We start from the raw sequence: 18,526 nt of genomic DNA on the forward strand, positions 1-18,526 counted from the left end.
GCATATTGACTCCAGCTCGTGCGAGCACCGCGGATTGCGGGGGAGTGACCATGCCGATGACGCCAGCGGGAATCCGAATCTGGTCCTCCTCTCAGCCCTTCGTCCCTACTGCCTGCGCGACGGCATTGCCGTATGCCGATCGCCTGCTGGCGCTGCCGCAGGCAGACGAGCGCAGGATGCAAGTCCTTGCCGCGGTCCACTCACCATCCACCCGCCTATGCCTATGCGCGTTGAAGCGCCTTTGCCACAGGATTTCCGCTTGCCAGTGATGCATGAGACGCTCTGACCGTGCATCGGACGCGATGCGCAAAGAACCGGCAACACGATCGGAATAGGCTGGAACACGGTACTAAAAGCGGCGGTTTCAGCACCAAAAGCGCTATGCGGCAGTCCTTCCGCCAATGTTCATACAATGTTCCTACAGTTTTGCGAAAGGCTTCCGTAAGCCGGGGCATGGCGCCGCCTGGCGTAGGTTTCCATGGCGGTTTTTCGTCACCCGAGTCCCCACTTCAACTGCGCATGCTTCTCTCGCTTCGTACACGCATCACGGCGACCTGTGTTGCCATCGTTGTCATTGCCTTATCCCTCTCTACCGGTATCACCTACGTTGTCACAAAAAGCAGCGACGAACTCACGCTGAGGCAAAACCTCGTTACGAACACCAAGGGCAATGCCCAGGCCATTACCGAGTGGCTTGCGGCAAGGGTGGCCATGGTGAAAGCCGTGTCGCCGGAAAGCCTGGCGGGCGATCCCATGGCGGCACTCACGCAACTGGAGCAATCCGGCGGCTTCGTTGTCGCTTATGTCGGCTATCCGGACAAGCGCGCCGTGTTCTCCCGCGATCTTGGCATTCCTGCCGGCTATGACCCCACCGGCCGCCCCTGGTACCAAGCTGCGGCCAACGCCGGGAAGCTCGTGATTACCGCGCCGTATGAGGATGTCGCCACAAAGAAACTCGTGGTGACGCTGGCTTTCCCTGTACTGGTGGACGGGCAGCTGAAGGCGGTCGTGGGCGCCGACGTGAACCTGGACGGCGTCACCGCCACCATCGCGGGGATTCATCCCACGCCCGCCAGCTTTGCCTTCCTGGCGGACAACAGCGGCCACATCGTTGCCCACCCGGACGCGAAACTGAACCTGAAGCCAGCCACTGACCTCGCCTCCGATCTGACTGCCAATATACTGGGCAACCTGGGAGATCCGGAGAACCCACTGAAGGTGCGCATCGCCGGCGCGACCAAACTGCTGCATGCGGAACCCGTGAAAGACGCAAGCTGGGAACTGGTCGTCGCCATGGACGAGGACGAAGCGTTGGCGGGCTTGCGCAATGTGCTGCGCGCCATGTTCATCACGCTGGCGGTGGTGGCGGTTCTCGCGGCAGTGGTGGGTTCCGTGCTCACGGCCTCGGCTTTCCGGCGGCTGTCGCAGGTGCGGGAAGCGATGGACGAGATCGGCTCCGGAGACGGTGACCTGACCAAGCGGCTACCTGCCGATGGCCAGGACGAGGTGGCCCAGATCGCTCGCGCGTTCAATCAGTTCGTGGACAAGCTCTCCGCCGTCCTGCTCGATATCCGGGACAGCAGCGAGTCCGTCAGGACCGCCGCCGCTGAAATCTCCCAGGGGAACGTCGATCTATCGACCCGGACCGAACAGGCGGCCGCCAACCTGGAGCAGACTGCGGCGTCCATGGACGAACTCACGGGCACCATACAGAACTCGGGCGAAGCCGCTGTCCGCGCCGGGGAAATGGCCGCTGCCGCCTCTGCCGTAGCCAACCGTGGCGGCGATGCCGTGTCCAGGGTGGTGACCACGATGCAGGAAATCTCCACGGCATCCGCCAAGATCCACGACATCATCGGGGTGATCGACAGCATCGCATTCCAGACCAATATCCTGGCGCTGAACGCCGCCGTGGAGGCCGCACGCGCCGGCGAACAGGGGCGCGGGTTTGCGGTGGTGGCAGGCGAAGTCCGCACGCTGGCCCAGCGCAGCGCCCAGGCTGCCAAGGAAATCAAGGCGCTGATCAGCACGTCGGTCGCCAAGGTGGATTCCGGGGCGGAGCTGGTCCAGGACGCAGGGGAAACCATGCACAACATCCTGGATAGCGTAAAGCAGCTGGAGCAAGTCCTTCGGGAGATTTCCAGCGCGGGCAGCGAACAAAGCGTCGGCATCATGCAGGTCAATCAAGCCGTGGCGCAACTGGACAATGCCACGCAGCAGAACGCAGCGCTGGTGGAGGAAGCATCGGCCGCCGCGGGATTCCTGCACGAGCAAGCCAACAGACTTGCCGATGCCGTGGGGCAGTTCAGGCTGGCCAATGCCATGGGGGGCAGACGGGCAGCGGCTTGAGCGCAGAGGGATCGCGCAGCCGCATGCGGCTGGCCGGTTCCTGGTGAGGCGGCCATTCACCGGGCCGCCAACTGGAGAAGAGGGGTAAGGCTTAGCCTACCCCTTTTGTCTATGGCCCGAGCGAAGCATTGGAGCGCAGGCAGGCGCTCATCCGCTCGGGATTTCGCTGCAAGCGGCGCTGTCCGCCTCGCATGGGGCCGCTGCCGTGCCGAGCACCGCTTCGCGCTTGTCCAGCAGGTGCCGCTGCAGGATGGCGGAGAGCCGGATACCATCCCGGGCTTCCAGTGCCAGCAGCATCTGGGCGTGGTCGTGTACCGCGCTGTCCCACTTTGGCGCCTGGAAGTTGGAGCGGAAGCGCAGCGCCTGCAGGCGCCGGTTGACACCTAGATAAATCTGGCGCAACGATGTGTTCCGTGCTGCCTCGTTGATCTTGTCGTGGATCATCTGATTCCGGGAATAGTAGCCGGCCAGGTCGTTGCGCGTACGGCAGGCCAGCATGCTCTGGTGGAGTCCCCTGATTTCCAGCAACTCAGCTTCGGAAATACGCTCGCAGGCAAGTTGCCCCGCCAACGCCTCCAGGCCCCCCAAAACCTCGAACGCCTCGCGTATCTCGAGTTCCGACATGCTTGCCACGGATGCGCCGCGGTTGGGAGCAAGCACAATGAGTCCTTCGGCCGCAAGGACCTTCATCGCTTCCCGCAGCGGTGTCCGGGAGATGCCGAAAACCTCGCAGAGTTCTCGTTCATTCAGTTTCTGGCCTGCTGCCAGGGCGCCTTCGACAATCAGACTTCTGAGATGCTCCACGACGGCGTCGTGGAGCCACTGGCGGCTCACTTTGGGAAGGGGGGGCTGGATCGCGGGAAGCTGGGCGGTGGTGCCGCGTGCATACAAAACTCCGGTGAGTTTGTTGTGCCGGAATATTACCGAAAATGTCGGGAAATCCATGCTCAAAATGGATTGAAAAAACTTCAAGTCCACTTGCCGGCGTTATTAAGATCGTTCTGCTAAATTGTTTTGTATTCAAAATTTATCAGAGGAGAACGCAATGCTTAAGCTGGACTTTCATCCTTCCGGTCGTCATTTTCTTCAGATTCCGGGGCCCAGTCCTGTGCCCGACAGGATCCTGCGCGCGATCAGCTATCCGACCATCGATCATCGCGGCCCTGAGTTCGGCGCGCTCGGCCTCAAGGTTCTCGAAGGTATCAAGCAGATCTTCCAGACCCGGCACCCCGTCATTATCTACCCCGCGTCGGGTACGGGTGCGTGGGAAGCCGCGCTGGCAAATACGCTCAGCGCCGGTGACAAAGTCCTGATGTTCGAAACCGGGCATTTTGCAACGCTCTGGGACAAGATGGCGCGCAATCTTGGCCTGCAACCGGAGTTCCTCGGCCTGCCGGGCATCGAGGGGTGGCGCCGGGGCGTCGATGCGTCGATGATCGAAGCGCGCCTGCGCGCTGACGCGGGGCATGAGATCAAGGCTGTCTGTGTCGTTCACAATGAGACTTCGACGGGCGTTACCTCGGACATCGCCGCGGTCAGGAATGCCATCGATCATGCCGGGCATCCGGCTTTGCTGATGGTGGACACCATCTCCAGCCTCGCGTCGGCGGACTATCGCCACGACGAGTGGGGCGTGGATGTGACGGTATCCGGCTCCCAGAAGGGATTGATGTTGCCCCCCGGCATCAGTTTCAATGCGCTGTCCCCCAAGGCAATCGAAGCCAGCCGCAATGCCAGGCTCCCCCGGAGTTTTTTTGGCTGGGCCGAGATACTGGAGATGAACAAGACCGGATACTGGCCGTACACGCCGAACACGAATCTCCTGTACGGCCTTTCGGAAGCGCTGGACATGATTCTGGCGGAGGGCCTCGACAATGTCTTTGCCCGCCATATGCGGCTCGGCGAGGCGTGCCGTCGGGCAGTCGGGGCCTGGGGACTCGAGATCCAGTGTGCCGACCCCGCGGTGTACAGCCCCGTGCTGACCGGCGTCATGATGCCGGATGGTGTCGACGCCGACGCGATACGCAAGAACACGTACGAGCGCTTCGATATCTCGTTGGGTGCCGGACTGGGCAAGATGCGTGGCCGCATGTTCCGAATCGGCCATCTGGGCGACTGCAATGACCTGACCTTGATCGCGGCGCTGGCGGGATGCGAGATGGGCTTGAAAATCTCGGGCGTCAGGATCAATGCCAGCGGTGTTGCTGCGGCAATGGACTATCTCGCCGACCAGGCTGTGCCGGCGCTGGCCAAGGGGTAGAGACCGAAGATCGACGATGACCGCCAGACATGCATCGTCGATGCCGGCAGTGAAGAAGATCTCATAAAGAACGGGCCGGCGCGCGGCGTAGTCCGGTACATGCGTAGCGCTGCCGCGGTGCCTGCTGCCACGTTTCAAGAGGTAATCCGGGTTTGGAGGAAAGCCGTCCGGCCCGGACTGCATTCGCTTCTCGTAACGGTGGATTGATCGAGATCCCCTGAGATATTTGCATGGCCGCTTCCGGGCCGTGCATGCGTGTCTGGCCGGCGCCATTGCGTATGGCTGAAGCCGGGCACATCGCCAACTATCATGACAATGCTATCCACGTCCCCGCTGGTGAAACCAGTTCATCTCGTACCGTCACGTGCCGGCTCTGCCAGTCCGCTCGCAAGGCATCTCCAAAGGGAGCTCAGAGGGGACGTACTCTTCGATGCCGCCAGCCGCGGCCGGTATGCCACCGACGCGTCGATCTATCAGATGACGCCCATTGGCGTCGTGGTGCCGCGCGACCAGGCAGACCTGGTCCTGGCGCTGGACATCGCCAGAGACAGCGGTGCGCCAATTCTGGCGCGAGGGGCCGGGACGAGCCAATGCGGCCAGACAGTGGGCGAGGCGCTGGTCATCGACAACAGCAAATGGCTTAACAATGTCGTCAGCTTCGACCCCGTCGCCAGGCTTGTTACCGTTGAACCCGGGATTGTCCTGGACCACCTGAACGCATGGCTCAAGCCACACGGTTTGTGGTTTCCGGTGGATGTCTCCACGGGGGCGCAATGCACGATCGGCGGCATGGCAGGCAACAACTCATGCGGCTCGCGCTCGATCGAGTACGGCAACATGGTGCACAACGTGCATGCTATCGATGCGATTCTCGCCGATGGCAGCCAGGCGAACTTTGGCTCGGTGCGCCAGGAGCCGCAATCGGGAAGACTGGGCGAAATCCTTGCGGGATTGCGGGAAATCGCCGAGCGCGAATGCCGCGAGATCGTTGAACGGGTGCCGAAGGTGCTGCGTCGTGTCGGTGGCTACAACATCGACATCTTCGACTGCCAGAATCCACGCTCTTATACGGACGATGGCCTTGCCAACCTGGCCCATATCCTTGTCGGGTCCGAAGGGACGCTCGCGGTAAGCCGGCAGCTCACACTCAAGCTGTCGCCGCTGCCCGTGCATAAGGTACTGGGGGTCGTCAGCTTTCCGACCTTCTATCAGGCGATGGCGATGACCCAGCATATCGTGAAGCTGGGTCCGACCGCGGTTGAACTGGTGGACAGGACGATGATCGACCTTTCGATGGGCAATCCTGCTTTCCGCCCGGTCATAGAATCGGCGCTGGTAGGGAGCCCGCAGGCAATCCTGCTGGTCGAGTTCGCAGGGGAAGAACTGGGCCCTCTGCTTGGGAGGCTGGACGATCTGGTCGTGCTGATGGGGGATCTGGGCCTGCCCGGGGCGGTCATCCGCATGGCCGATACCGGGCAGCAGAAGGCATTGTGGGAGGTCAGGAAGGCCGGCCTGAACATCATGATGAGCATGAAAGGGGACGGCAAGCCCGTGTCCTTCATCGAAGACTGTGCTGTCCCGCTGGAGCATCTGGCGGAGTACACCGAGCGTCTTACCAGCGTGTTTCACCGGCATGGAACGGAGGGTACCTGGTATGCGCATGCCAGCGTGGGTACCTTGCACGTCCGCCCCATTCTCGATATGCGGCGCGATGGCGCAGGGAAAATGCGGGCCATCGCCGCGGAGGCCGCCGAGCTTGTCCGCGAGTACAAGGGTGCATTTTCCGGCGAGCATGGAGACGGACTGTGCAGGGGGGAATGGGTGGCATGGCAGTATGGCCCGAAGCTCCATCAGGCGTTCCGGGATATCAAGTTGTTGTTCGATCCGCAGAATCGCTTCAATCCCGACAAGATCGTCCAGCCCCCCAGGATGGATGACAGCCGGTATTTCCGGTTTCCCCCGGCGTACCAGACGATTCCGTTAAAGCCTATGCTCGATTGGTCCGCATGGAATGTCATGCGAGACCCGATCTCGGGGCAGGAGACCGCGCCCGGCCTGGGCGGGGATCGTGCCCAGGGTCTGGCGAAGGCGGTGGAGATGTGCAACAACAACGGCCATTGCCGAAAGTTCGATGCCGGAACGATGTGCCCGAGCTATCGCATCACGAAAGATGAAAAGCACGTCACCCGCGGGCGCGCAAACACGCTGCGGCTGGCCTTGTCCGGTCAACTGGGATCCGAAGGGCTGGCCAGCCGGGAAGTGAAGGACGTGCTTGACCTCTGCGTATCATGCAAGGGTTGCAAGCGAGACTGTCCTACCGGCGTGGACATGGCAAAGATCAAGATCGAGGCGAGATCGGCCTGGACGCAGCGGCACGGATTGGGGCTGCGGGAGCGCCTCGTGGCGTTCATGCCTCGCTATGCGCCATGGGCGAGCAAGATGGCGCCGCTTGTCAATCTGGCAGACCGCATCCCGCTCGTGTCTTCCATGGTGAAGCGCTGGATCGGCTTCGCTCCCGAACGGTCGCTGCCCCGCTTTGACCGCGCTTTTCTGGCAAAGCGAACGGCATCGGGCCGAACGCCAATCGACAAGATGACTGTTTTGCTGTTTGTGGATACCTTCAACAACTACATGGAACCCGGGAACGCGGCCGCCGCGGAGCGCGTCCTTGGCGCCGCCGGGTACGACGTCCACTTCAGTGCCGCGCCGGGCAGCCGGCCACTGTGCTGCGGGCGGACCTTCCTGGCCGCCGGTCTCGTCGACGAAGCCAAGGCCGAGGCAAGGCGCGCCCTGGATTTCCTGAAGCCCTATGTGGATGCGGGCGTGCCAATTGTCGGGCTGGAGCCATCCTGCCTGCTTTCGCTCCGGGACGAGTTCCTGAACTACGGATTCGGGGACGAAGCCCGCAGGCTTGCACAGTCTGCCTATCTGTTTGAAGAGTTCCTGGTGCGGGAGAAAGAGGCCGGGCGGCTGCAACTCAAGCTCAACGCGGTCCGAGGCAGCAAGGCGCTGGTGCATGGCCATTGCCACCAGAAGGCATTCGATGCCTTCCGCCCGGTGCAGACCGTGTTGAGCTGGATTCCAGGGCTGGAAGTCGAGACCGTCGAATCGTCATGCTGCGGGATGGCGGGTAGCTTCGGCTATGAGGCAGAACACTTTGAGGCGTCCCGGGCGATGGCGGAGCTATCCTTGCTGCCCGCGGTCAGAAGCGCCGACAGGGACGCCGTGGTGGTTGCGGACGGGACGAGCTGCCGTCACCAGATCCATGATGGTGCGGGCACGTCGGCCGTGCATGTGGCTTGTCTGCTGGCATCGGCGCTTGACGATGAAGTCGATGCCTTGCTACGGGCCGGTTGAGCGGGCACCGCGCCGACGGCGCCCGCGCGGGCCTGGCGCCCTGTTCCGGGAGTTCGCCGGCCGCAGGGCTGGCGACGCTGGCGGTCTTGTGCATCCATCGGTGAGGGTTATACTCGCAGGCTAGCTGCGTTGCTTCATGTCGCCGGAGCATCGGGTGTGGAACCTGCGCCGGACCTCCTTTTTCGATTGGCAGATTGCCGGGTGACGGCGATCGCTTGAGAACCGTTTGGCGCGGGCCGGATTGGCAGGCAGACTCATGAGCAATTCCCATGACGTATAAGGTTCCTCCGTTGCAGTGCCTGATTGCCTTCGAAGCCGTTGCGCGCCTGCGAAGCGGAACCGTGGCGGCGCAGGAACTGTGCGTCACGCCGAGCGCGATCAGTCACCGCATCCGACAGCTTGAAGACATCATGGGGATCGAGGTCTTCAACTCGGCGCAGGGCGGGTTCACCTTGACGGCGAGGGGCTCCGAGTATCTGGAGGTAGTCAAGGAAGCCCTGAACGCATTGAGTCACTACAGCGTTCGACCGCGGTCCGCAGGAGAAATACGTCAACTTCGCGTGGCGGCGCCTCCGACCTTTGCACGGCAGGTGCTTGTGCCTCATCTCACTGGCTTCCAGGAGGCGCACCCGGAGATCGAGCTGATTCTTCAGCTGTCGGTGCCGTTGGTGGGCCTCAAATCGGAGAACGCGGACATCGAGATTCGCTTTGGCACCGGCAACTATCCCGGGCTCGAGACCTTGAAGATTCTGGATGAGCCCGTTTTTCCCGTGTGCAGCCCCAGCTACCTCAGGGATGTCGGGCCTTTCCCTTCGCCGGACAGGCTCTCCGTCGCTCGTTTGCTGCGTTGCCCTCTCGAACCCTGGCGTCCCTGGCTGGTGGCGGCAGGGCTCGATTGGCCGGAGCCTGGTGTCGGTGTGCAGTTTGTCGACCTCGGGCTGATGCTCGAAGCTGCCGTAAACGGTCAGGGCGTCGCACTCGCCCGCAATAGAATGGCGAGGAGCTGGATCAGTTCCGGTGTGCTCGTTCCGTTGTTCGACATCCAGGTGCACTCCATCTATGCGTATTACATTACCTACCCGCCTGGCTGCGAAGAGGGCAGCGATATCGCGACGTTCGTACGCTGGATGGCCGAAATACTGCGCAACCCATTGAAGTAGCCTGGTCCCGGCCGTGCCTCGGGCCACGGCCTCCGAATCAGGCTTTGCGGCGAACCAGTTCGCACGCGGCCGACAGCATTGTGGCGGCGGCGGCGTCGGCCATGTCAGGCGAGATATCAAGATGCGTGGTAACGCGGACGAAGCCACGCTCGAGTGCGCGGACCCGCACGCCGCGCCTGGCACACAGATCGACGAATTCCACGTTGTCGATCATAGCGCCCGGGAACGCGAAGCGCAGGATGTTGGTTTGCGGTGCCGGCGGATCGAACCGGAACAGCGTATGCGCGGATAGTGCTCGCCAGATGCGGGCGGCATTCTCGTGATCGCGGACCAGCTGCGCTACATTGTTGTCCAGCGCGTACAGACCGGCGGCAGCGAGAACGCCGGACTGCCGCATGGCACCGCCAAGCCGATACTTCCAGCCCCATGCGTCGCCGACGAAGCGCTCGGTGCCGCAAAGCACGGCGCCGACAGGGCACCCCAGTCCCTTGGAAAGGTCGATCCAAACGCTATCCCACCCCAAGGCATAGTCCGATGCGGCGACACCGGTGGACGCACACGCATTCAGCAGACGCGCACCGTCCATGTGGCAGGCCAGGCCGGCGCCTCTGGCCACGTCGAGCACGCTCCTCAGTTGCTCCATGCTCCATACCGCGCCGCCCGAGAAGTTCGTTGTTTGCTCAACGCACAGCATGGCGGTTCGCGGCGAGGTGCGGCTGGCAGGGCGGATCGCACGGGCTACCTGCGCAGCATCGAAAATGCCATGCGGCGATGCAAGGGCATAGGCGGAGACGCCGGCGATGGCTGCGGCCCCGCCGGCTTCCGTGGACACGATGTGGGACTGGGCGTCGGCGATCAGTTCGTCGCCTGGCCGCGTTTGTACCAGGATCGAGATCAGGTTGGCCATGGTCCCGGAGGGGAGAAACAGGCCGGCTTCCTTACCCAGAAGACTCGCTACCCGTGCGCACAGCTTCAGCGTGGTTTCGTCTTCGCCGGCTTGTTCGTCACCTACCGTGGCGTTTGCCATTGCCGTTCGCATGCCATTGGAAGGACGTGTTTTCGTGTCGCTGTAGAGATCGATGAGTGCATGCATGGCGCTGCTGCTCCTTGGAGGTAGGGCGACAGGGGGAAAAGGCCGATCGGGGATCGGCCCATGTCTTCTTCGGGCGCAATGCCCGGGAGGCTAGTGGATGACCATGTGCGTGAACGGGGCGATGTATGCCTGCAGGGTAATGAAGATCCCGACAAGGCCCGCCAGGGCCAGGGAGTGGAAGAAGACATAGCGAAGGATGTCTCCTTCATGCCCATACCACTTGGTGGCGGTCGATGCGACCACGATGGATTGCGCATCGATCATCTTGCCCATGACGCCGCCGGAGCTGTTGGCGGACGCCATCAGGTACGGCGACAGGCCGAGCTGCTCGGCAGTCGTCTTCTGCAGCCCGCCAAACAGCACGTTGGCTGCCGTGTCGGATCCGGTCAGGGCGACGCCAAGCCATCCGAGCATCGTACCGAAGAGGGGATAGAGCACGCCGGTATGCGCGAAAGCGAGCCCCAGCGTTGCATCCAGGCCCGAGTACTTGGTCAGGTATCCCACGCCGAACATGGCGCAGATGGTGAGCAGCGAATACCGGACCAGCTTGATGGTCTGCCAGTACTCCTTGAACAATCTTGGCAGCGAGTATCCCATCAGGATCCCGCCGATCACCGACGCCACCAGGATGCCGGTGCCTGCCATCGAAAGCACGTTGAAGGCGTACACAGCGGACTCGGGGACTGACGCCGCGACCACCGGCGGACCCTTGAGCACCATCTTGTCCAGGCCCGGAATGCTGTACTTCCAGGTCCAGATGGCGTCCAGGTACTTCTTGAACTGCGGGATTCCCCACAGGAAGACAAAGACCGTGAGAATGACCCATGGCATCCAGGCTTTCGCGGGGGAGATGCGCCGCCCGGAGGACTGCGCGCAAGCGTCCGGCGACGCCTGGTCATCGACCGAGGAATCGTCGTGACGGTTAAGCAGCTTCGTGGAGGTCCAGATCTTGCGGGGCTTCCAGACCTTCATGAACAGGGCCAGGCAACTCATGGAAACCAGCGAGGAGATCACGTCTACAAGCCATGGACCATGGAAGTTGGAAACGAGGTACTGGGGAACCGCAAAGCTGATCCCGGCCACCAGGATGGCTGGCCAGATTTCCTTCATGCCGCGGAAGCCGGCAAATGCCCAGATCAGCCAGAATGGCACGAGAAGGGAGAAGAGTGGCAACTGCCGGCCGATCATTGCCGAAAGCTGCAGGAGATCCAGGCCGGTCACGGCGGAGAGGGCGATCACGGGCGAACCCAGCGCACCGAATGCCACCGGCGCGGTATTGGCGATCAGTGCCAGCCCGGATGCAGCCAGCGGCGAGAAGCCGAAGCCGATCAGGATGGCTCCGGTGACGGCGACGGGGGTACCGAAGCCGGCCGCGCCTTCAAAGAAGGCGCCAAAGCAGAAGGCGACAAGCAATAGCTGAATGCGCTTGTCCTCGGTGACGCCGGAGATCGAGTCCTGTAGCGCCTTGAAGAATCCGTTCTGTGTGGTGAGCCGGTGCAGGAAGATGATATTCAGGACGATCCAGCCGATGGGGAAGAGGCCGGATGCAATGCCGTACGCGGCAGCCTTGCCCGCCATGCTGGCCGGCATGCCAAACACAGTGCAGGCAATGGCGCCCCCTGCCAGAAGCGCCAGACCTGCAGCCAGATGCGCTTGAATATGGAAGAAGGCCAGTGCGGCCAACAGGATGACGATGGGAATTGCCGCAACCAGGGTCGATAGCAACGGGTTTCCCAATGGGTCATAGATCTGACTCCATGCCATGTTTGTCTCCTCGCGGATAATTATTATGTGGCTGAATCGATATGCTTCGATTCTTCGCCGGAAGGGGGGCGGAGCGGAAAAGCCTGGTTTTCTTCCACCCCGTGCAGGTATTGGCTGGCCGATGGCGGGGCACCGGCCAGCCTTGGACAAATGAAAGGGAGGGTCAGGCGTTGTGCCGTACCGGCATGGCACTGCCGGCGGCGGCGCTGGCGGGAAGGTCGTTCAGGTCTTCTTCGTCCGCCCCTATGGTGCGTTCCTCGACGTGCGACGAGAACTCGACGGGCGCCAGGGCGCGGCGATTCACCTTCAACTGGAAGACGTCGAAGCGGTTGTAATAGCCGACCACGTCCTGGAATTGCTTCGGCACTACGCATTTCGCCAGGTCGATATCGGCGTAGACAATGCCTTCCTCATCGCGAACGACCTCGCTGATGGGCTGGCCGTCGGGGCCCAGTATCATGGAGACGCTTTTCGGAGACTCCTCGAGCAACTGGCGAGCGCGCGAATTGTCCCGGCTGATCAGATCGATTGCCTCGGGAGGAAGGAAGCCGGAGGCGACGATATTGAAGAGCTTGCCCTCGAATGCGTGTGCGCCGGCGCGAAGGCGGATGGCGGCTTCGAGGTCATAGCCGGATTCGCCCGGAGGGTTGGTCGGCCAGCGGGGGGAGAAGGAAGAGATGTGGACATTCTCGCCCTGGGCGAGCAGCGTGAAGCGAGCCAGCGCATTGGTGTTCTCGCCACAGACCAGCGCGCCGATGCGGCCAATCCGCGTATCGGAAATGCGGAGTCCGTTGCCGTCTCCGGGCGTCCAGGTCAGTTTCTCCCAGTAGGTAGGGACCAGTTTCCGGTGTGCGTTGAGGATGGAGCCATCATCGCCGATGAGGATGTTGGTGTCCCAGATACAGGCGGGACTGATGGGCGTGCCCTCATTGATCCCCAGCGACACGAATACGCCAAAGCGCTTGGCGCAGTCGCGGACCTGCTTGATCTCGGGGCCATTCACCTCTACCGTCGACGAGGCAAGTTTCACGAAGAACTCATGGACGTCGACAGGCGCCCAGACACCAGACCAAACCGGGAAAGCGGAGATGAACGCTTCGGGGAATGCGATCAGTTCCGCGCCGTTGCCGGCCGCTTCCGCGATCCAGGCGCAAGCCTTATCGATGGTCGCCGGCGTGTCGAAGTAGATCGGTGCAGCGTGGCATGCGGCTGCCTTGAACTTGGGGTAGGTTCTCATTTGAGGTTGTCTCCGAAAGATGTGCCGTTACCGGCAGAGGGGTGTCCGATGGGCCGGATGTCTGGATGATTGCAGCTGCGGCGCCCGCCAAACGGGCGCCGCAGGGTTTCGATGAAATCTACGCCGCGAACCGTCGGATCGCGTCCGCGTTCCACTGAATGCCCAGACCCGGGTTTTCAGCAGGTTCGACGTAACCGTCCGTGACGCACAGCGGATCCGCCAGGACGCCGTCAGCGAGTCCGAAGTACTCCAGGTAGTGGGCGGTGGGGGTCAGGCTCTGGAGATGGGCGCTCGCCTCCTGGAAGAAGTGAGTGGACACCGGGATGGCGGACGCTGCGCAGACCGCCGCCGCATCGAGCCAGCCCGATACGCCGCCGATCTTCATCAGGTCGAGCATCATCAGGTCCGAGGATTCTTGCCGGATACTGCGCGATACCTCGCGCGGCCCGTAGAGATTCTCGCCGAGCTGGATCGGCGTTCGCAGCGCGGCGGATATTTTCGCGTGGCCGTCGAAATCGTCGTACCTTGTTGGTTCCTCTATCCACTCCAGTCCCTCCTCGTCGAGTGCCCGGCCTCTTCGAATCGCTTCGGGAACCGTCAGCGACTGGTTGTAGTCCACCATCAGCTTGCCGCTGGACCCGAGCAGGGATTTGGCGGCGCGGATTGCCAGCAGGTCTTCCTCCAGAGTGGGGTATCCGATCTTGATCTTGATGGCACGGAATCCGGTGCGCATGGCTGCTTCGATAAGCGGTGCGGCCTCGTTCGGCGGCTCCATGCCAAAGCTCGCATAGGCGAGCGTCTTCGAGGGGGTGCCACCGAGCAGGCGGACCAGGGGCGAGCCGAGGAAGCGCGCGTGTGCGTCCCACAGCGCCATGTCGATTGCCGCCAGGGCCATATCAAGAAGACCCGGCGTGCCGATCAGGATGAACTTGCGCCGCAGCGCGGCCATGTTCGCCCGAGGTTCAAGTCGCGCGGACTCGATGAGTGGAAGAATATGCCGCAGCACCTGGGCTACTCCCTCCAGCACGACTGGCGTATAGGTAAAAATGTACGAACTGCCGGTCACGCCGCCATTTGTCCTGATGTCGAGAAGAACCAGGGGCGCGGTCGCCATGACGCCGCTCGCTGTCCGGAGCGGAGGATGCAGCGGGACAATGACGGGGCGCACATCGAAACCGATGATCAAGGGGGAGTCGGACATAATCAATCTCGCTTATTTTCTTACTCGCTTTGGGGGGGAGGGCTGGGGTGACCGTGTGGTTGCAGGGCGAAAAAAAGATGACGCTAGTATGCGTCGATATCCGGAGGCGGTAGCAGGGTAATCGTTTGAAAGTATTTCATGATTGGTTGAGGCCAATCCGGTCTGCGGTTTTTCGCTAGCGTGAACGGGATTGAAATCTACTCAAGGGGGATTGAAATCTATTGCGGCGATATTCCTTGCATTGCCTGCGCCCGGCAAGGGGACGTATGCTGTAGCCGCCGGCACTCAATGTGCGGCGGGAGTGTCGCGAAGCGTTGCTCGACTGTGTTCGGCTGTATTCACTTCGCTCGGCACTGGGAACGATAGGTAAATGGATTGCGTCGTGATACGAAAGAACCCCAACGGCGATCTGCCGGTTATTCACCAGAGCGCGTTCGTGGACCCGACGGCAATTATTTGCGGCCGGGTGGTGGTCCATGAGAATGTGTTTATCGGGCCCTATGCCGTCATACGGGCAGACGAGGTGGGACCGGATGGTGGCATGCAGCCAATTGTCATTGGCGCGAATTCGAATATCCAGGACGGGGTAATCATTCACTCCCGTGCGGGGGGCTCCGTGGTGATCGGTGCGGGCACCTCGATCGCGCACCGCGCCATTGTCCACGGTCCGTGCGATGTGGGGCATCGCGTATTCATTGGGTTCAACAGTGTTTTGTACAACTGTTCGATCGGCGATGACTGCGTTGTGCGGCATAACGCAGTGGTGGACGGATGCCGGCTGCCGCGCGGTTTCCATGTCCCCTCGACGGAGCGGATCGGACCAGGAACGGACCTGCAGCTGATTCCGCGTGTGACCGCGGATGTGGCTGAGTTTTCTGAAGATGTGGCGCGTACGAACAACCAGTTTGTCACTGGCTACAAACGCATACAGAACGAGCTGTAGATGGATGGATTCGCTTGCGAGCGGGGGAGGTTGTATTGAAAGAAGGCAGAGGCGGGAAATCGGCAGGTAGTTCGAAGAGGAACCCGGCGGGCTTATCGGATCGCGTGGCGATCTTCGATCTCGATGGGACGATCATTGACGCCGCCCCCGACATGGCAGCGGGAATCAACGGCTTGCTTCGCGCACGCGGCTTGCCGCCCCTGCAGCTGGCGGAGGCTACGCCCTTGTTGGGGGATGGCCTCCGGGTTTTCGCGGCGCGTGCGTTTCGGCTGCGCCGGTCTGAGATCACGGAGGGCGAGGTTGCGGCCTTCGTGGATGGGTATGTCCAGGCGCCCATCCTTGAGACCAGGCTTTATCCGGATGTCGCCAGGACACTCGGCGCGCTTCGGGAAGCCGGCTGGCGGATGGTGCTATGTACCAACAAAGTGGAAGTTGCCGCTTGCAACATCCTCAGGGAGCTTGGCGTGCTGCCCTATTTCGACGCGATTTGTGGAGGAGATACGGTGGCATTCTGCAAGCCGGACCCGCGGCACATTGAGCAGGCATTGGCGCGCGCCAGGCTTCTTCACCGTCCGGCTGTGATGGTTGGAGACAATCGAGCGGATGTCGCCGCTGCGCAAGCCTACGGCATGCCCTCCGTCTTCGCCGCCTGGGGTTACGGCCGGCCGGATATGGGCAGAGGTGCAACGAAGGTTGCAGGGCGTTTTGACGAACTACCCGGATTGATGTCGGCGGCGCTGATCGGCTGGACATCGGGCTGAAAGCAGGGATTGCGGCGCAATATCCTCCCTCCGGGCCCGAGACGCAACAAGTGCGAGTGCGTTTGCCAGGGCAGTGGCTTTCGCTGCCGGGCCGGTTATAGGGATCGCCCCGACGCGTGCATCCGCTCGCGTTCGGGAGCGGCCCAGGACATGGACCGCCGTTCGATCGAATGCCGATGCCACCGCTGGCTGCCACTTTCTCGCAGGAGACTAGCGGTATGTTGCCTGTTTTGCCACCGCGTCCACCACCACCAGCGACGTCATATTGACGATGCGGCGCACCGTGGCCGACGGCGTCAGGATGTGGACCGGCGCCTTGACGCCCAGCAGGATCGGGCCGATCGCCACATTGTTGCCCGCCGCGACCTTGAGCAGGTTGTAGGCAATGTTGGCGGCGTCGATATTCGGGCACACCAGCAGGTTGGCCTCGCCCTTGAGCGCGCCATCCGGCACGAGCTGGTCGCGCAGCTTCGGGTCGAGCGCGCAATCGCCGTGCATCTCGCCATCCACCTCGAGTTCCGGCGCGCGTTCGCGCAGGATCGCCAGCGTTTCGCGCATCTTCTGCGCCGACGGCGCTTCCGACGAACCGAAGTTCGAGTGCGACACCAGCGCCACCTTGGGCTCGATGCCGAAGCGCTTGAGCTCTTCGGCGGCCATCAGGGTGATCTCGGCCAGCTGGCAGGCGGTCGGGTCCACGTTGACGTGGGTGTCGACCAGGAAGATCTGGCGGCCCGGCAGGACCAGCCCGTTCATCGCGGCGTAGACCTCGTTGGTGCCGCCCAGGATCTGGTCGATATAGCGCAGGTGCGCGGCGGTGTTGCTGACCGTGCCGCAGATCATGCCGTCGGCCTCGCCCTTCTTGACCAGCATGGCGCCGATCAGCGTGGTGCGGCGGCGCATTTCCAGCTTGGCGTACTGCTGGGTGACGCCCTGGCGGGCCATCATCTTGAAGTAGGCCTCGGAATAGTCGCGGAAACGCGCGTCGTGCTCCGGGTTGACCACGGTGAAGTCGATGCCGCCGCGCAGGCGCAGGCCAAAGCGTTCGATGCGGTGGGCGATCACGGCCGGCCGGCCGATCAGGATCGGGTTGGCCAGCTTCTCGTCGACGATCACCTGCACCGCGCGCAGCACGCGCTCTTCCTCGCCCTCGGCGAAGACGATGCGCTTCTTCTCCATGTCGACCTGGCGGGCGGCCGCGTAGATCGGCTTCATCAGCGTGCCGGAGTGGTACACGAACTGCTGCAGCTGCAGGCGGTACGCGTCCATGTCCTTGATCGGGCGCGCGGCCACGCCGGACTTCATGGCGGCCTCGGCCACCGCCGGCGCGATCTTGACGATCAGGCGCGGATCGAAGGGCTTGGGAATCAGGTACTCGGGACCGAAGGACAGGTCCTGGATGCCGTAGGCGGTGGCGACGATGTCGCTCTGCTCCTGGCGCGCCAGTTCGGCGATGGCATGCGCCGCCGCGACTTCCATCTCACGCGTGATGGTGGTGGCGCCCACGTCGAGCGCGCCGCGGAAGATGAAGGGAAAGCACAGGACGTTGTTGACCTGGTTCGGGTAGTCGGTGCGGCCGGTGGCGATCACCGCGTCGGGACGCACTTCCTTGACCAGTTCCGGCAGGATTTCCGGGTTGGGATTGGCCAGTGCCAGCACCAGCGGCTTGTCGGCCATGCGCTGGACCATGTCCTGCTTGAGCACGCCGGCGGCAGACAGGCCCAGGAAGATGTCGGCGCCGTCGATCACCTCGGCCAGCTTGCGCTTGTCGGTCTTCTGCGCGAAACGGGCCTTTTCCGGGTCCATCAGCTCGGTACGGCCTTCGTAGACCACGCCGGCCAGGTCCGTCACCCAGATGTTCTCGAGCTTCATGCCGAGGTCGAGCAGCAGGTCCAGGCAGGCCAGTGCCGCGGCGCCCGCGCCGGAAGCCACCAGCTTGACCTTGCCGATGTCCTTACCCACCACGGTCAGGCCGTTGACCACGGCCGCGCCGACCACGATGGCGGTGCCATGCTGGTCATCGTGGAAGACGGGAATCTTCATGCGCTCGCGCAGCTTGCGCTCGACGTAGAAGCACTCGGGCGCCTTGATGTCTTCGAGGTTGATGCCGCCGAAGGTAGGCTCGAGCGCGGCAATGATCTCCACCAGCTTCTCGGGGTCCTTCTCATCGAGTTCGATGTCGAACACGTCGATGCCGGCGAACTTCTTGAACAGGCCCGCCTTGCCCTCCATCACCGGCTTGGAAGCCGCCGGGCCGATATCGCCCAGGCCCAGCACCGCGGTACCGTTGGTGATCACGCCAACCAGGTTGCCCCGCGCGGTGTAGCGGAAGGAATTGGCCGGATCGGCCACGATTTCCTCGCACGCGGCGGCCACGCCCGGCGAGTAGGCCAGCGCCAGGTCG

General features: G+C 62.6%; 12 protein-coding genes. 6 read left to right on the plus strand and 6 right to left on the minus strand.

Annotation, left to right across the window (positions count from 1 at the left end):
* The first annotated feature begins 519 nt into the window (after positions 1–519).
* On the plus strand, positions 520–2,349 hold the full coding sequence (locus tag AC3FOF_RS41770; RefSeq protein WP_276269062.1) for a methyl-accepting chemotaxis protein: 1,830 nt from the start codon (positions 520–522) through the stop codon (positions 2,347–2,349).
* Between the two features lie 147 nt (positions 2,350–2,496).
* On the opposite strand, the gene AC3FOF_RS41775 is transcribed toward AC3FOF_RS41770, so the two are convergent.
* Positions 2,497–3,321: a GntR family transcriptional regulator gene (locus AC3FOF_RS41775; RefSeq protein WP_488729998.1), complete on the minus strand. Its 825-nt coding sequence runs from the start codon at positions 3,319–3,321 to the stop codon at positions 2,497–2,499.
* Between the two features lie 73 nt (positions 3,322–3,394).
* Here AC3FOF_RS41775 and AC3FOF_RS41780 point away from each other — a divergent pair, with 73 nt between their 5' ends.
* The 3 genes from AC3FOF_RS41780 (at position 3,395) to AC3FOF_RS41790 (ending at position 9,126) form a co-directional block, all read left to right on the plus strand.
* The gene (locus tag AC3FOF_RS41780) at positions 3,395–4,609 is read left to right on the plus strand and encodes a pyridoxal-phosphate-dependent aminotransferase family protein (protein ID WP_276269060.1); all 1,215 of its coding nucleotides are present in this window, start codon (positions 3,395–3,397) and stop codon (positions 4,607–4,609) included.
* Between the two features lie 309 nt (positions 4,610–4,918).
* Complete coding sequence (locus AC3FOF_RS41785; RefSeq protein ID WP_035811718.1) at positions 4,919–7,966, plus strand: FAD-binding oxidoreductase; 3,048 nt, start codon at positions 4,919–4,921, stop codon at positions 7,964–7,966.
* Positions 7,967–8,235: 269 nt separating this feature from the next.
* Complete coding sequence (locus AC3FOF_RS41790) at positions 8,236–9,126, plus strand: LysR substrate-binding domain-containing protein (protein ID WP_017226925.1); 891 nt, start codon at positions 8,236–8,238, stop codon at positions 9,124–9,126.
* 37 nt (positions 9,127–9,163) lie between these two features.
* On the opposite strand, the gene AC3FOF_RS41795 is transcribed toward AC3FOF_RS41790, so the two are convergent.
* From AC3FOF_RS41795 to AC3FOF_RS41810, 4 genes are all read right to left on the minus strand, one after another.
* Positions 9,164–10,219, minus strand: a complete 1,056-nt coding sequence (locus tag AC3FOF_RS41795; RefSeq protein ID WP_488729999.1) for a threonine aldolase family protein — start codon at positions 10,217–10,219, stop codon at positions 9,164–9,166.
* A gap of 90 nt (positions 10,220–10,309) precedes the next feature.
* Positions 10,310–11,983: an L-lactate permease gene (locus AC3FOF_RS41800; protein ID WP_017226923.1), complete on the minus strand. Its 1,674-nt coding sequence runs from the start codon at positions 11,981–11,983 to the stop codon at positions 10,310–10,312.
* A gap of 163 nt (positions 11,984–12,146) precedes the next feature.
* Positions 12,147–13,220 (minus strand): carbon-nitrogen hydrolase family protein, encoded by a 1,074-nt coding sequence (locus AC3FOF_RS41805; RefSeq protein WP_017226922.1) that lies wholly within the window; start codon positions 13,218–13,220, stop codon positions 12,147–12,149.
* A gap of 118 nt (positions 13,221–13,338) precedes the next feature.
* On the minus strand, positions 13,339–14,421 hold the full coding sequence (locus AC3FOF_RS41810; RefSeq protein WP_488730000.1) for an enolase C-terminal domain-like protein: 1,083 nt from the start codon (positions 14,419–14,421) through the stop codon (positions 13,339–13,341).
* Between the two features lie 382 nt (positions 14,422–14,803).
* On the opposite strand from AC3FOF_RS41810, the gene AC3FOF_RS41815 reads away from it, so the two are divergent.
* Together AC3FOF_RS41815 and AC3FOF_RS41820 are read left to right on the plus strand one after the other, a co-directional pair.
* Complete coding sequence (locus tag AC3FOF_RS41815; protein WP_035811728.1) at positions 14,804–15,364, plus strand: LbetaH domain-containing protein; 561 nt, start codon at positions 14,804–14,806, stop codon at positions 15,362–15,364.
* Between the two features lie 104 nt (positions 15,365–15,468).
* Positions 15,469–16,125, plus strand: a complete 657-nt coding sequence (locus tag AC3FOF_RS41820) for an HAD family hydrolase (protein WP_488730001.1) — start codon at positions 15,469–15,471, stop codon at positions 16,123–16,125.
* Between the two features lie 210 nt (positions 16,126–16,335).
* On the opposite strand, the gene AC3FOF_RS41825 is transcribed toward AC3FOF_RS41820, so the two are convergent.
* The coding region (locus AC3FOF_RS41825; protein ID WP_488730002.1) for an NADP-dependent malic enzyme at positions 16,336–18,526 on the minus strand (2,191 nt) is incomplete at its 5' end.

Source organism: Cupriavidus sp. 96C5-1 (assembly GCF_057798855.1).